Here is a 12,205-nt window from a genome sequence, read left to right as displayed (position 1 = left end):
CGGTCAGTGGGTGTCGCGTACGGCGAGGGCGCGGCGCAGGTCGTCGATCTGGTCGATGAGCTTGCGGCGCAGGGCCGGGATGAGGTCTGTGTCGTTCAGGGCCTGTTCGCCGAGGTGGAGGCTGTCGGTGTCGACGGCGTACGCAGGGAAGGCGTAGCGGCCGGCGGCTTCGGCGATGGCGGGGCCGCGGCGGGCGGCGAGCCGGGTCGCCTCGGGGTAGTAGCGGGGCACGTAGTCCTGTACGAGGCCGGTCTGTTCGGGCTGCCAGAAGCCCTGGGCGGTGGCGGTGAAGAGGTAGTTGGAGAGGCTGTCGTCGTTGAACAGGGCGTGCCAGGCGGTGGCTTTGGCCTCGGGGGTGGGGAGGGCGGCCCGGCAGCGGGCGGCGCCTTCCTGGCCGGTGGCGCTGGGGTCCTGTTCGAGTTCGGCGGCGATGGCGGTTTCGTCGGTGGCGCCGAGGACGGCGAGGCGGGTGAGGATGCGCCAGCGCAGCTCGGGGTCGAGTTCGGGTCCGCCGGGGACGGTGCCGTTGGTGAGCCAGTCCTGGATGGTGTCGGGCTGGGTGGCGGCGTTGATGAGGTGGCGTACGGCGACGAGGCGCAGGCCTGGGTTGTGGCCGTCCTCGGTGCGGCGGATGAGGTCGCGGCACAGGGCGGTGAGGGTGGCGAGGGCGGCGGGGCGGTCGTCGGGGGCGAGGTAGCGGCCGGCGATCTGGGTGTCGGCGAAGGCGAGTACGCCTTGGGCGAGGGCGAGGTCGGTCTCGTGCGGGAGGTGTGCGCGGGCCGCTTCGAGGTAGGTGGTGGGGGCGAGTTCGCCGTCGCGGACCATGTCGCGGGCGGTGTTCCAGACGACGGCGCGGGTCAGCGGGTCGGGGATGCCGGACAGGTCGCGTACGACGGTGTCCCAGGACTTGGTGTCGAGGCGGATCTTGGCGTAGCTGAGGTCGCCGTCGTTGAGGACGACGAGGGCGGGGCGTCGGCCGGACAGCGCCTTGACGGTGTCGTTCTGGGGGACGTCGATCTCGAACCGGTCGCGCAGGACGAGGCGGTCGGGGCCGGGGTGGGCGTCCGGGGCGTGGTCGTATGCGCCGACGGCGATGCGGTGGGGGCGGGTGCCGTCGTGGTCGACGGTGAGGGACCACGTGCCGTCGGACTCCTCGACCCGGGGGGTGAGGGTGTCGACTCCGGTGGTGCGCAGCCAGGCGTCGGCCCAGGCGTGGACGTCGCGGTCGGTGGCCGATGCGAGGTTGTCGATGAAGTCGGCGAGGGTGGCGTTGGCGAACTTGTGGCGGGCGAAGTGGGTGTTGATGCCGGCCAGGAAGTCCTTTTCGCCGAGCCAGGCGACGAGTTGGCGCAGGGCGGATGCGCCCTTGGCGTAGGAGATGCCGTCGAAGTTGAGCATCGCGGACGCGGTGTCGGGGACGGCTGCCGGGTCGGGGGCGACGGGGTGGGTGGAGGGGCGCTGGTCGGCGTCGTATCCCCAGCCCTTGCGGGCGACGCCGAAGTCGACCCAGGTGTCCGTGAATCGGGTGGCCTCGGCGAGGGTCTGGTAGCCCATGTACTCGGCGAAGGACTCGTTGAGCCAGATGTCGTCCCACCAGGCGAGGGTGACGAGGTCGCCGAACCACATGTGGGCCATCTCGTGGGCGATGACCATGCCGCGGGTCTGGCGCTCGGTGTCGGTGACGGCGGAGCGGTAGATGAACTCGTCGCGGAAGGTGACGAGTCCGGGGTTCTCCATGGCGCCCGCGTTGAACTCGGGGACGAATGCCTGGTCGTAGGAGTCGAAGGGGTAGGGCTCGTCGAACTTCTCGTGGAAGCGGTCGAAGCAGGCGCGGGTGATGTCGAGGATCTCGTCGGCGTCCGAGTCGAGGTACGGGGCCAGCGAGCGGCGGCAGTGGATGCCGAAGGGCAGTCCGGCGTGTTCGGTGGTCACGGAGTGCCAGGGGCCTGCGGCGACGGCGACGAGGTAGGTGGAGATCAGCGGGGTGGCCGCCAGGGTCCACCGGCCGTCGCCGCGGTGCTCGGCGATGCCGTTGCCGAGGACGGTCCAGCCTTCGGGGGCGGTGACGGTGAGCTCGAAGACGGATTTGAGGTCGGGCTGGTCGAACGCGGCGAAGACGCGCTGGACGTCCTCCATGAACAGCTGGGTGTAGACGTATGTTTCGCCGTCGGTCGGGTCGGTGAAGCGGTGCATGCCTTCGCCGGTGCGGGAGTAGCGCATGGCGGCGTCGATGCGGAGTTCGTGTGTGCCGGCGGTGAGTGCGGTGAGCGGGAAGCGGTTCTCGGTGAGGTCGGCGGGGTCGAGGGGCTGTCCGTCGAGGCTGATCGAGCGCAGGGTGGCCGGCTTGAGCTCGACGAACGTGTCTCCGGCCGCGGCTGCGGTGAACTGGATGACGGTGCGGGAGTCGAAGGTCTCCTCCCCTCCGGTCAGATCGAGGTCGATCGTGTACCGGTGTACGTCGAGGAACTGGGCTCGGGTCTGCGCTTCGTCGCGCGTCAGTACGGACATGCACCCATGCTGCCGTACGGCCCGGGCGGGGCGCAGGCGGGTTCTCCCAGGGCTGATCGAAGGCTGGGTGGGAGGGCTGGGCGGGAGGGATCGGTGGGCCTTTCAGGGCTAAGATTCTTACCCATTGTGTTCCTGTACCAAGGAGTGCCCGGAATGGCGAAGAACGCGGCTTCCGCTTCCGCGACGCGGCAGGGCGCGGTGGCGTCGATCGTCGAGGACTGGCGGCGGGAGCGGCCGGATCTGGATACGGCTCCGCTGGAGGTTTTCGGCCGCCTGCACCGGGCTTTCCTGCGGTACAGCGCGGCGATCTCCCGGCCGGTGGAGCGCAAGGGCCTGTCGATGGCCGGGTTCGATGTGCTGACGGCGCTGCGCAGGGCGGGGGCGCCGTTCCGTCGTACGGCGGGTGAGCTGGCCGATTCCGGTTTGATCAGTTCGGCGGGGGTCACGCTGCGGATCGACCGTCTGGAGAAGGACGGGCTGATCCTGCGGGAGCGTGATCCTCAGGACCGTCGGGTGGTGCACTCACGGCTCACGGACGAGGGTCTGTCGACGATCGACGAGTTGTTCGCGGAACACTTGGACAACGAGCGGCGGATGCTGGCGGGGCTGACTCCCGCGGAGTGCCGGCAGTTGGCCCGGCTGCTGGAGAAGCTGGAGCGGTCGGTGCTGGCGGCGGAGGAGGACGCGTAGTCGTCCCTGATCGCCGGACGGGCGGGAAATCGAGCCCGTCCGGCGATGGAGGACATCTGTGCTGCCCGTCCGGCGGTCGAGGACGTCCCGGGTTCAGCCCGTCGCGCCGGCCTGCGCTTCCGCCTCCGTGCGGTACATGCGGCGTACGCGGACCACACCCAGATCGTGCTGGTACAGATTCTCCGCCTGGTCGGCATCGGTACGGAGCTCCTCCAGCATGACGCGGTCCTGTTCGAGAACCTCCCAGTGCCGGTCCTCCAGCACGGTCTTGTACAGGAACCGCCAGGTGTCGCGCTGCCAGTCGGTCACCCGTCGGTAGCGCCAGAAGAAGACGGCGCAGCGCTCCTCGTCGATGGGGGTGGCCATGCCCACGATGCCGAACGGGCCTCCTGGGCCCGCGGTGGGCGGGTACGGGATGGTGAGGTCGACCCAGTCGACGCCGGTGCGGCAGAGCTCGACCCAGTCGAAGTTGACGCCGCTCTGGTCGGTCTTCTCGAAGAAGAAGCCGCGTTCGGTCTCCCGGATGCGGAAGCGGGCGGTGGTCTGCCCCTCGGACATGCTGTGCGAGTCGCGGTGCAGGAACGACCCGTGCATCGGGTCGAGCAGGTTCTCCACGGCGTAGCGCCAGTTGACGTTCCACTCTGCGTAGCAGAGGAACGCCGTGGTGCCGGGGTCGGTGAGCTGCTCGGGCAGTTCGAGCGGCGCCGGTTCGGGGTGCCGGCCGTCGCCGAAGTAGGCGAGGACCGCGCCGCCGGTCTCGATGACGTGGGGTGCGGCGACGAGCTGTTTGCCTTCGAGGTTGCAGCCGGGCAGCCCGGGGACGGCGGTGACGGTGCCGGTGCCGTCGACCTGGACGCCGTGGTACCAGCAGGCGATGCGGTCGCCGAGGTGTTTGCCCAGGGAGAGGCGGGCGCCGCGGTGGGGGCAGCGGTCCTCCAGCATGTGCAGGGTGCCGTCGGCGCGGCGGAAGAGCAGCCATTGTTCGCCGAGGAGGGTGAGCCGCTTCATGCCGCCGGCGGGGACGAAGTCGGAGGGGCAGACGGCGTACCACTGGTTGCGGATGCCGGTGGCGAAGAGCCGGTCGGCGGTGCGGTTGCCGGGGCGGGCGACTTCGGAGGGCCGGGTGGCCTCGTCGGTGAGCGTCACGGTGGTGGTGTCGGTGGTCATGGTTGTCTCACGCTCCCAGTCGTCGCATCTCGCTGCGGAAGGTGTCCTCGGTCCACGGGCTGCCGTCGGGGGCGGGCAGGTCTCGGGCGTTGAGTCCGGCGACGAGGCCGGGCAGGTCGTGGGTGCCGGTGCCGAAGACCTCCTCGATCACTGCGGCGAGCTTCTTCTCGTACGGGGTCGGCTCGGCGCTGCGTGCCTGGTGGGGGTTGAGGTACTGCGGGGTTGTCATGTCGGCTCCCTTCGGGGGTGGTTCACAGATCGAGGACGAGACGCGGGGTGCGGGAGCGGGAGACGCAGAGCATCATCGAGGTGCCCGCCGCCTTCTCGCCCTCGGAGAGCAGGAAGTCCCGGTGGTCGGGGGTGCCTTCGAGGACCTTGGTCTCGCAGGTGCCGCAGATCCCGTCGCGGCAGGAGGACGGCACGGTGATCCCGGCGCCCTCCAGTGCGTCGAGTACGGAGCTGTCGGGGCCGACCTCGACGGTGCGCCCGGTGCGGGAGCAGATGACGTCGAAGCCGGTGTCCTCGCCGTCGCGCGGTGGTGCCGCGGGGGCGGCGAAGCGTTCCGTACGGGCGGCGGGGCAGCGTTCCTCGACGGCGGCGAGCAGGGGTTCGGGTCCGCAGCAGTAGACCTGGGTGCCTGCGGGGACGTCCCCGAGAAGGATGTCGAGGTCGATGTGTCCGTGCTCGTCCTGGGGTACGAACTCGACTGATCCGCCCGGGAGTTCGGCCAGCGCGGCGAGTTCCGCACCGAAGGCCATCGAGGTGCGGCTGCGGCCTCCGTGGACGAGCCGCCAGGGGGTCCGGGTGCGGGTCGCCTCGCGGACCATGGCGAGGATCGGGGTGATGCCGATGCCTCCCGCGATGAAGAGGTACGCCTCGGCGTCGTGGTCGGCGTCCAGCTCGAAGTGGTTGCGGGGGCCCTGGACCTGGAGGATCTGGCCGGGCCGCAGCTGGGTGTGGATGTGGGCGGAGCCGCCGCGGGATGCGGGTTCCCTGAGGATGCCGATGCGCCAGCGGGTGGTGTCGGCCGGGTCGGAGCACAGGGAGTACTGCCTGATGTGCCCGCCGACGTGTACGTCGATGTGGGCGCCGGGCTGCCAGGCAGGCAGCGGGCTGCCGTCCGGGTGGGTGAGTTCGACGCCGAGGACGCCGTCGGCCTCCCATGTCATCCGGTGGACGAGCAGGTCGAGGCGGGTTTCCTGGGTGCTGGTCATTGCGGGGTGCCTCCCTGTCCGGTGGCGGTCGGGGTCGCGGTGGCGGTCGCGGGGAGCTTGACGGGCGGGGTGAACGGGGTGTTCATCGGGCCGAGTGCGGCGAGGTCGATCTCGACGAGGACCGGCCCCTCGGAGGCGGTGGCTCCCTTGATGACGGGGCCCGCGTCGGCTTCGGAGGCGATCCGGGCGTACGGGAGACCGACGGCGGCGGCGAGCTGCTCGAAGTCGGGGGTGGTGAGGTCGACGCCGGAGCGGCGCGGGAAGTGGTTGTCCTGCATGTTGCGCAGGACGCCGTAGCCTCCGTCGTTGAAGACGAGGAGGGTGAGGTCGGGCTTCTCCTGGGCGAGGGTGAGGAGTTCGCCGAGGTGGACGGCGAGGCCGCCGTCGCCCGCGATGACGACGGTGGGAACGTCCGGTCGGCCGAGTGCGGCACCGATGCCCATGGCGAGGCCCTGTCCGATGCCGCCGCCGCGCGGGAAGACGTTGGTGGCCGGGTCGTTGATCTCCAGAAGCCGGTTTCCCCAGGTGGAGGAGGGGATGGTGACGTCGCGGGCGATCACGGACGTTGGCGGGCAGGCGTCGCGGATGGCGTCATTGATGGCGGCCTGCGGTCCGATGGCGTGGCGCTGTGCGCTGCGGGCGTCATTGCGGGCCTTGCGTACGCGGGCCGGCCAGCTCGTCTCCGTGCCACCGCTCGTCACGCGTCCCAGGAGTGCGGCGAGGACGGCCGCCGCGTCGCCGTGCAGGGCGCGGGTGGCCGGGTAGACGCGGCCCGGTGCGGCTGGGTCCAGGTCCAACTGGATGTGAACCGGGGGGAGTTCGAGGGTGTAGTCGGCGGTCTCGTTGGAGCGGAAGTGGGTGCCGATGGAGAGCAGCACGTCGGCTTCGGCGAGCAGCGCGCGGCCCGCGGGGGCGGTGGCGTAGTTGCCGAGGACCCGCTCGTCGGACTCGGGGACCGAGCCGCGGCCGGAGTTGGAGGTGACCAGTCCGGCGTTCAGCGCGTCGAGCAGTGCGGCGAGTTCGGGGCGGGCGCTGTTGGCTCCGCCGCCCGCCCAGACGAGGGGGCGGCGCGCGGCGGACAGCAGCGCGGCGGCCTCGTCGAGGAGTTCCGGGTCGGGCAGGGCGGGCGCAGGTGCGGTCCGCACGGGGGTGCCGGTGAGCTGCTGGGGGGCGAACTGCAGGTCGATGGGCCATTCGACGCTGACCGGGCCGTGCGGGGCGGTCAGCGCGCGGGCGGCCGCGTCGCGCAGGATGTCGCCCGCGCTCGCGGCGTCGGTGACGGTGACCGCATGGGTGGAGACCGCGCGGAGCATGCCGAGCTGGTCCTTGGTCTCGTGGATGAAGCCGCGGCCGGAGCCGAGGTACTCGCTGTCGATCTGTCCGGTGATGTGGAGGACGGGGGTGCCGGAGCTGAGGGATTCGATGAGGGAGCCTGCCGCGTTGCCCGCTCCCGTACCGGTGCTGGTCAGGGCGCAGCCGAGGCCGCCGGTGGCGCGGGCGTAGCCGTCGGCCGCGTTGACGGCGGCGGCTTCGTGGCGGACGGGGACGAAGCGCAGATCGCGGTCGACGGCTTCGACGAGCGGCAGGTTGTGCACGCTGACGATGCCGAACACCGTGTCGACGCCGAGTCCGCGCAGCGTCTCGACGAGCAGGTCGCCGCCGTTGGGTTGGGTCATGTCGTTGCGCTCCTGAGGGGGGTTCGGTGGGTTGGGGTCTGTCCGGCGGATCGAGGTCGGACAGGTCCTAGGCGACGGCCCGGTTGACGCCGCCGCAGACGTCGACGGTGGTGCCGGTGATGTACGAGGCCTTTGGCGAGAGCAACGCCGTTACGGCGTAGGCGACTTCGTCGGCGTTGCCGAGGCGGCCGAGTGCGATGCCTCGGTCGGCGGCGAGTTCGGCCTGCCAGGCGGCGTAGTCGAGGGGGCTGCCGGAGGCCGCGTGCCGGCGTTCCCACTGTCCGGTGTCGACGAGGCCGAGGCAGACGGAGTTGACGCGGATGCCGTCGGGGGCGAGTTCCTTCGACAGGGACGTGGAGAGGTTGAGGATGCCGGCGCGGGCCGCGCTGGTCGTCATCAGCCGGGTCTCGGGCTGCTTGGCGAGGACCGCGTTGATGTTGACGACGGAGGCGCTGCCGGATTTCCGCAGGTGGGGCAGGGCGGCATGGAGGGGGTTGAGGACGCCGAAGAACTTGAGTTCCAGTTCGTCGCGCCAGTCGTCGGCGGTGGTCTCGGCGAAGGGTTTCATCCGGGAGGCACCGGCGTTGTTGACGAGTCCGTCGAGGCCGCCGAATCGTTCGGCTGCGGCTTCGGTGAACGCCCGTACGGCGGCTTCGTCGCGTACGTCGCAGGGTGCGTGGTACAGCCTGTCCGGTCCGGCGAGACCGTCGAGGGCTGCGGTGAGGGCGTCGGCGCGGCGGCCGCAGGTGGCGACGCGGGCGCCTTCGGCGAGCAGCATCCGGACCGTGGCGAGGCCGACGCCGGAGCTGCCACCGGTGACGAGGATGCTGCGACCGGCGAGGCCGAGGTCCATGTCGTACTCCTTGGTTCGAAGAGAGTGTCCCCCGGGCGGGGGCCGCACCGGGGTCGGTCGAGGGGTGTCCGGTGCGGCGTGTCCGTCCGTGCGTGGAGGCTTCAGTGCATCGTGAAGCCGCCGTTGACGGCGAAGGTCTGGCCGGTGATGTAGCCGGACTCGTCGCCGACGAGGAAGGCGATCAGGCCGACCAGGTCCGCCGGCTGCTGCGGCCTGGAGATCGCCCGGCCCAGCCGGTACAGCTCGTGCCGTTCGGCGGGGATGTCCACGGAGGACTCCCCCTCGGTCAGCCCGGGGGCGACCGCGTTGACGGTGATGCCGAGGTCGCCGGTCTCGCGTGCCATGGCCCGGGTCAGGGAGATCACGGCGCCCTTGGAGGCGATGTAGTGGGCGAGTCGGGGCGATCCGTACAGGGCCGCGTCCGAGGCGAGGTTGACGATCCGGCCGCTGCCGCCTGCCACCATGAGCGGCAGGAGGGCTCGGGCGACGAGCCATGGACCACGGGCGTTGACCGTCATGATGCGGTCCCATGCCTCGATGTCGATCTCGTGGAACGGTTTGCCGCCGACCGCGTTGGCCAGACCGGCGTTGTTGACCAGTCCGTACAGCCGGGTGGAGTCGCCCGCGAGGGTCGCGGCGAGGGCGTCGACGGAGTCAGGGTCGGCGACGTCGAGCGGATGGAAGTCCGCGGTGATGCCTTCGGCGCGGAGCTCGTCGGCGGCCTGCCTGCCGGTGGCCTCGTCGAGTTCGGCGATGACGACGCGGTGGCCGTCGCGGCCGATCCGGCGGGCCGCGGCCAGTCCCAGGCCGCGGCCGGCGCCGGTGACGACGACCGTGCGAGAGGCGTCCGCCGTACGGGAGGTGCCCGGCGTACGGGAGGTGTCGTCGGTGGCCATCAGTCGCGGGTGATGCCGTGCATCGGGGAGTGCTCGGGGTAGGTCGGGACCTGCGGCTTCTGCGTACCGATGATCACGCAGAACAGGGCGTCGGTGTCGCCCTCGTTCTTCAGCGAGCGGGCCACTCCGGCGGGCACGACGATCATGTCGCGGTAGCCGAGGGTGCGGTACTCGACCTCGTCCGCGCCGCGGTGGATGCCGACCCTGACCCGGCCCTCCAGGACGAAGAAGGCTTCCTCCACGTCGTGGTGGGTGTGCTCGGGGCCCTCGGCGCCCGGCGGCAGCAGCATGTTGGAGAAGGTGAAGCCGCCGGACGGGAGGATCCGGTTGTCGTTCTCGTGGTTGCCGGTGGCGCCGGAGCCGACGTAGCGGATCTGTGCGCGCTTGTACTGGTCGCCCGCCTTCGCCTGGAAGGAGAGGGTGTTCCAGTCGGGCTCGCGGGAGTCCTTCGTGGCGATCAGCGAGTCGGTGTACTTCGCGAGGTCGCCGTCGGTCTCGTAGGGGGTGTTGTCGATGGGCACGGGATGCTCCTCGGATCGTTGCTGCGGGTGGGGGCGGGCCGTCGTCACGCGGGGATGCGGGCGACGACGTGGAGGTGGGCGCGGACCCAGGCGTTGAATGCCTCGGGCCGTTCCTGGTTGGAGAGGTGACCGGCGCCGGAGAGGGTCACGTAGACGGACCTGGTGAGGGCGCCGGCGATGGCCTGCGACTCCTCGGTTCCGGTGACGGTGTCCTCCTCGCCGCACAGGACGAGGGCCGGTGCGGTGATCGTCGGCAGGTCGTCGGTGAGGTCGGCCTCGGCCATCGCCTCGGCCGCGTACCCGTATCCGGGCGTACGGACGGAGGCGGCCATGGTCGCCACGATTTGTTCGACGAGTGCGGCGGGCGCGTCGCCGGAGACCAGGCGCGGGCCGCGGGCGGCGGCGAAGGCGTCCGGCCCCTCGGCGGCGAGCTGGGCCGAACGGCCGCGCATGGCCTCGGCCTTGTCGGGGTGGGTGCCCGAGCCGCGGCTGGAGTCGGCGATGATCAGCGAGTCGACGAGGCCCGGGTGGCGGGCGGCGAGGCGGAGTGCGATGACGCCGCCCCAGGAGACGCCCAGGACATGGGCTCGGCCGCCGCGTTCGCGGATGAGTGCGGCGGCGGTGTCGGCGTAGCCGTCGAGGCCGGGGGCGCGGTCGGGGTCGGCGGAGGCCGCGTAGCCGGGGGCGTCCCAGGCCACGACCCGTACCCGGTCGGAGAGTGCGGCGAGCTGCGGGGCGAAGGCGGCGGACGAGGAGCCGATGCCGTGCAGGCACAGGAGCAGCGGTGCGTCCGGGTCTCCGGCCTCCACGGTGTGGACGGTCCCGTCGGCCGGGGCGGCGGTCACAGGATCTGTCCCGCCCGGCCGACGACGGCGCCGAGGCTGCGGAGCACGGCGTGCGGCACGACCTGGCTGGTGGCGGGGTTGGCCGCGTCGGGCCGGTGGGCGACCTCGAAGCGGTATGTGCCGTGCGGCCCCGCGGCCTCGATGACATGCCGGGTGAGGGTGGCGGCGGGGTCGGCCACGACGACGACCTGGACGAGATCCGGGTCGCCGGTGGCGAGGGCGACGGACGCGGCGACATTGGTCGACTTGGGGAACTTCACCGGGACGTCGCGGGCCGTGCCGCGCATCACCTCGACCGGCTCGGTGGTGGTCCGCAGCCGCTCGGTCAACTCGTCGTCCATCCACGGCTGGTGGAGAGTGGCGGGCAGCTTGGTGGTGGTCAGGGTGACGGAGGTGAGGGCGCCCAGGCCCCGTACGGCCTGAAGGAGGTCGAGTCCGCCGACGGCGCCGCCGGTGAAGTAGACCCGGCCGGGTCCGGCCGTCCGCAGCCGCTCGACGAGTTCGGCGTCGACGAGCGCGCCGGTGGAGGCGATCAGCAGGTCGGCGCCGCTGTCGAGGACCCGCTCGGCCCACTCGCGCACCACTGCCTGGCCTGCGGCTTCGACGATCAGATCGCAGACGGCGAGGGCGTCCTCGAACGACAGTTGGGGTGCGGGGGCGTCGACGAGGGGCCGGTTGTCGACGATGCAGGCCAACTCGGCGCCGGGGACGCGCCCTTCGGCGAGTGCGGTGCCGACGACCCGGCCGATGGCGCCCCAGCCGACGAGGCCGATGCGGCGTACGGGGCGGGGCGAGAGGGTGGATGTGGCGGTGGTCATGAGGTCACCTGTTCGGGGGTGTCGGTGCGGGACAGCGGCCCGGGGTCGGGTTCGCCGGCCATGTGGCAGCGGATCTGTGACGACGGCGGTCCCGCGGTCCCCCACAGGTCGGAGAGTTCGGGGACCCGCCGCCAGACCTTGGCGATCCAGGCGTCCTCGACGATCTGGGCGACCTCGGAGGTGTATTCGCAGACGAGTCCGGCGGGGTCGGTGAAGTACGAGAAGGTGTTGTTGCCGGGACCGTGCCGGCCGGGCCCCCACTGGGGGTTGATGCCGTGGTGCCGGAGCCGTCCCAGGCCGCGCATGAAGTGGTCGACGGACGTCATCTCGTACGCGACATGGTTGAGGGAGGCCCACTCGGCCTGGTTGAACGCGATGCAGTGGTGGTCGGCGTTGCAGCGCAGGAAGGCCATCTGGTGCTCGGACCAGTCGGAGACCCGCAGCCCGAGGACCGCGGTGTAGAAGGCCACGGCGGCGTCGATGTCGGTGGTGTTGAGGACGGTGTGGGTGACACCGACGGGTACGGCGCTGTCGCGGCCGCGCGGGGCGACGGCGTGGGTCTGGGCGCTGAGCTCGATGAGCCGGCCTTCGGGGTCGGTGAAGCGGAGCCCGTAGCCGCCGCCGACCTGGTCGAGGGGGCCGGGGCCGGCGACGGGGACGATGCCGCGGGCGAGGAGCCGGTGGGCGGCCTCGTCGATCTCGGCAGGGGTGGCGACGGCGAAGGTGATGCGGCCGAGGCCGTTGCGTTCACCGCGGGTGAGGGCGAGGACGTGGTGTTCCTCGCCGGTGCCACGCAGCCAGGTGGCGTCGGTCTCCCGTTCGACGGGTTCCAGTCCCCAGACCTCGCTGTAGAAGTCGGCCGACTCGGTGAAGGCGGGGGTGTGCAGCTCGACGGAGCGCAGGGCGCGCAGCCGGGCGATCGGTCGGTGCTGTACGGCAATCGGTTCACGCTGCCCGGTGGGGCGGGCGCGGAGGTTCTCGTAAGCCATGACGTTTCCCAACTCCTCTCTCTGCGAA

Annotated in this window: 12 protein-coding genes; 1 reads left to right on the top strand and 11 read right to left on the bottom strand. The window is 71.5% G+C overall.

From position 1 onward, the window contains the following. Window positions 1–3 precede the first annotated feature (3 nt). Complete coding sequence (pepN, locus tag NRF20_RS33250; protein WP_413753814.1) at window positions 4–2,508, bottom strand: aminopeptidase N; 2,505 nt, start codon at window positions 2,506–2,508, stop codon at window positions 4–6. Between the two features lie 153 nt (window positions 2,509–2,661). Here pepN and NRF20_RS33245 point away from each other — a divergent pair, with 153 nt between their 5' ends. Next, window positions 2,662–3,198: a MarR family winged helix-turn-helix transcriptional regulator gene (locus NRF20_RS33245; protein ID WP_398629555.1), complete on the top strand. Its 537-nt coding sequence runs from the start codon at window positions 2,662–2,664 to the stop codon at window positions 3,196–3,198. Between the two features lie 93 nt (window positions 3,199–3,291). On the opposite strand, the gene NRF20_RS33240 is transcribed toward NRF20_RS33245, so the two are convergent. The 10 genes from NRF20_RS33240 to NRF20_RS33195 all read right to left on the bottom strand — a co-directional run bounded on the left by NRF20_RS33240 (window position 3,292) and on the right by NRF20_RS33195 (window position 12,177). Continuing rightward, window positions 3,292–4,365: an aromatic ring-hydroxylating oxygenase subunit alpha gene (locus tag NRF20_RS33240; RefSeq protein ID WP_266362135.1), complete on the bottom strand. Its 1,074-nt coding sequence runs from the start codon at window positions 4,363–4,365 to the stop codon at window positions 3,292–3,294. Between the two features lie 7 nt (window positions 4,366–4,372). Beyond that, entirely contained in the window at window positions 4,373–4,594 is a 222-nt protein-coding gene (locus tag NRF20_RS33235) for a recombinase-like helix-turn-helix domain-containing protein (protein WP_266362133.1), read from the bottom strand. Between the two features lie 22 nt (window positions 4,595–4,616). Continuing rightward, window positions 4,617–5,579 (bottom strand): PDR/VanB family oxidoreductase, encoded by a 963-nt coding sequence (locus NRF20_RS33230; protein WP_413753813.1) that lies wholly within the window; start codon window positions 5,577–5,579, stop codon window positions 4,617–4,619. After that, window positions 5,576–7,255: a thiamine pyrophosphate-binding protein gene (locus NRF20_RS33225; protein WP_398629557.1), complete on the bottom strand. Its 1,680-nt coding sequence runs from the start codon at window positions 7,253–7,255 to the stop codon at window positions 5,576–5,578. Before NRF20_RS33225 ends, NRF20_RS33230 begins: the two co-directional genes overlap by 4 nt. Before the next feature lie 67 nt (window positions 7,256–7,322). Beyond that, entirely contained in the window at window positions 7,323–8,108 is a 786-nt protein-coding gene (locus NRF20_RS33220) for an SDR family oxidoreductase (RefSeq protein WP_398629558.1), read from the bottom strand. A 101-nt stretch (window positions 8,109–8,209) separates the two neighbouring features. Further along, entirely contained in the window at window positions 8,210–9,004 is a 795-nt protein-coding gene (locus tag NRF20_RS33215; RefSeq protein WP_398629559.1) for an SDR family oxidoreductase, read from the bottom strand. Continuing rightward, window positions 9,004–9,525 carry a cupin domain-containing protein gene (locus NRF20_RS33210; protein WP_398629560.1) on the bottom strand — a complete coding sequence of 174 codons (522 nt, stop codon included), beginning with the start codon at window positions 9,523–9,525 and terminating at the stop codon, window positions 9,004–9,006. The genes NRF20_RS33215 and NRF20_RS33210 overlap by 1 nt, the downstream gene beginning before the upstream one ends. A 44-nt stretch (window positions 9,526–9,569) precedes the next feature. After that, a complete protein-coding gene (locus NRF20_RS33205) occupies window positions 9,570–10,370 on the bottom strand; it encodes an alpha/beta fold hydrolase (RefSeq protein WP_398629561.1) in 801 nt (266 codons plus the stop codon). After that, complete coding sequence (locus tag NRF20_RS33200) at window positions 10,367–11,188, bottom strand: aspartate dehydrogenase domain-containing protein (protein WP_413753812.1); 822 nt, start codon at window positions 11,186–11,188, stop codon at window positions 10,367–10,369. Before NRF20_RS33200 ends, NRF20_RS33205 begins: the two co-directional genes overlap by 4 nt. Further along, window positions 11,185–12,177: a VOC family protein gene (locus NRF20_RS33195; protein ID WP_413753811.1), complete on the bottom strand. Its 993-nt coding sequence runs from the start codon at window positions 12,175–12,177 to the stop codon at window positions 11,185–11,187. The genes NRF20_RS33200 and NRF20_RS33195 overlap by 4 nt, the downstream gene beginning before the upstream one ends. Window positions 12,178–12,205: the final 28 nt, after the last annotated feature.

Origin of the sequence: Streptomyces sp. R-74717 (assembly GCF_047305335.1) — a bacterium.
Taxonomy (GTDB): domain Bacteria; phylum Actinomycetota; class Actinomycetes; order Streptomycetales; family Streptomycetaceae; genus Streptomyces; species Streptomyces atratus.
The sequence above is the reverse complement of the archived record's forward strand: the minus strand, read 5'-3'. Positions and strand labels throughout refer to the sequence as shown.

Coding starts and splice junctions, on each gene's coding strand:
- pepN (WP_413753814.1), bottom strand. CDS start 2,508: ATGTCCGTACTGACGCGCGACGAAGCGCAGACCCGAGCCCAGTTCCTC.
- NRF20_RS33245 (WP_398629555.1), top strand. CDS start 2,662: ATGGCGAAGAACGCGGCTTCCGCTTCCGCGACGCGGCAGGGCGCGGTG.
- NRF20_RS33240 (WP_266362135.1), bottom strand. CDS start 4,365: ATGACCACCGACACCACCACCGTGACGCTCACCGACGAGGCCACCCGG.
- NRF20_RS33235 (WP_266362133.1), bottom strand. CDS start 4,594: ATGACAACCCCGCAGTACCTCAACCCCCACCAGGCACGCAGCGCCGAG.
- NRF20_RS33230 (WP_413753813.1), bottom strand. CDS start 5,579: ATGACCAGCACCCAGGAAACCCGCCTCGACCTGCTCGTCCACCGGATG.
- NRF20_RS33225 (WP_398629557.1), bottom strand. CDS start 7,255: ATGACCCAACCCAACGGCGGCGACCTGCTCGTCGAGACGCTGCGCGGA.
- NRF20_RS33220 (WP_398629558.1), bottom strand. CDS start 8,108: ATGGACCTCGGCCTCGCCGGTCGCAGCATCCTCGTCACCGGTGGCAGC.
- NRF20_RS33215 (WP_398629559.1), bottom strand. CDS start 9,004: ATGGCCACCGACGACACCTCCCGTACGCCGGGCACCTCCCGTACGGCG.
- NRF20_RS33200 (WP_413753812.1), bottom strand. CDS start 11,188: ATGACCACCGCCACATCCACCCTCTCGCCCCGCCCCGTACGCCGCATC.
- NRF20_RS33195 (WP_413753811.1), bottom strand. CDS start 12,177: ATGGCTTACGAGAACCTCCGCGCCCGCCCCACCGGGCAGCGTGAACCG.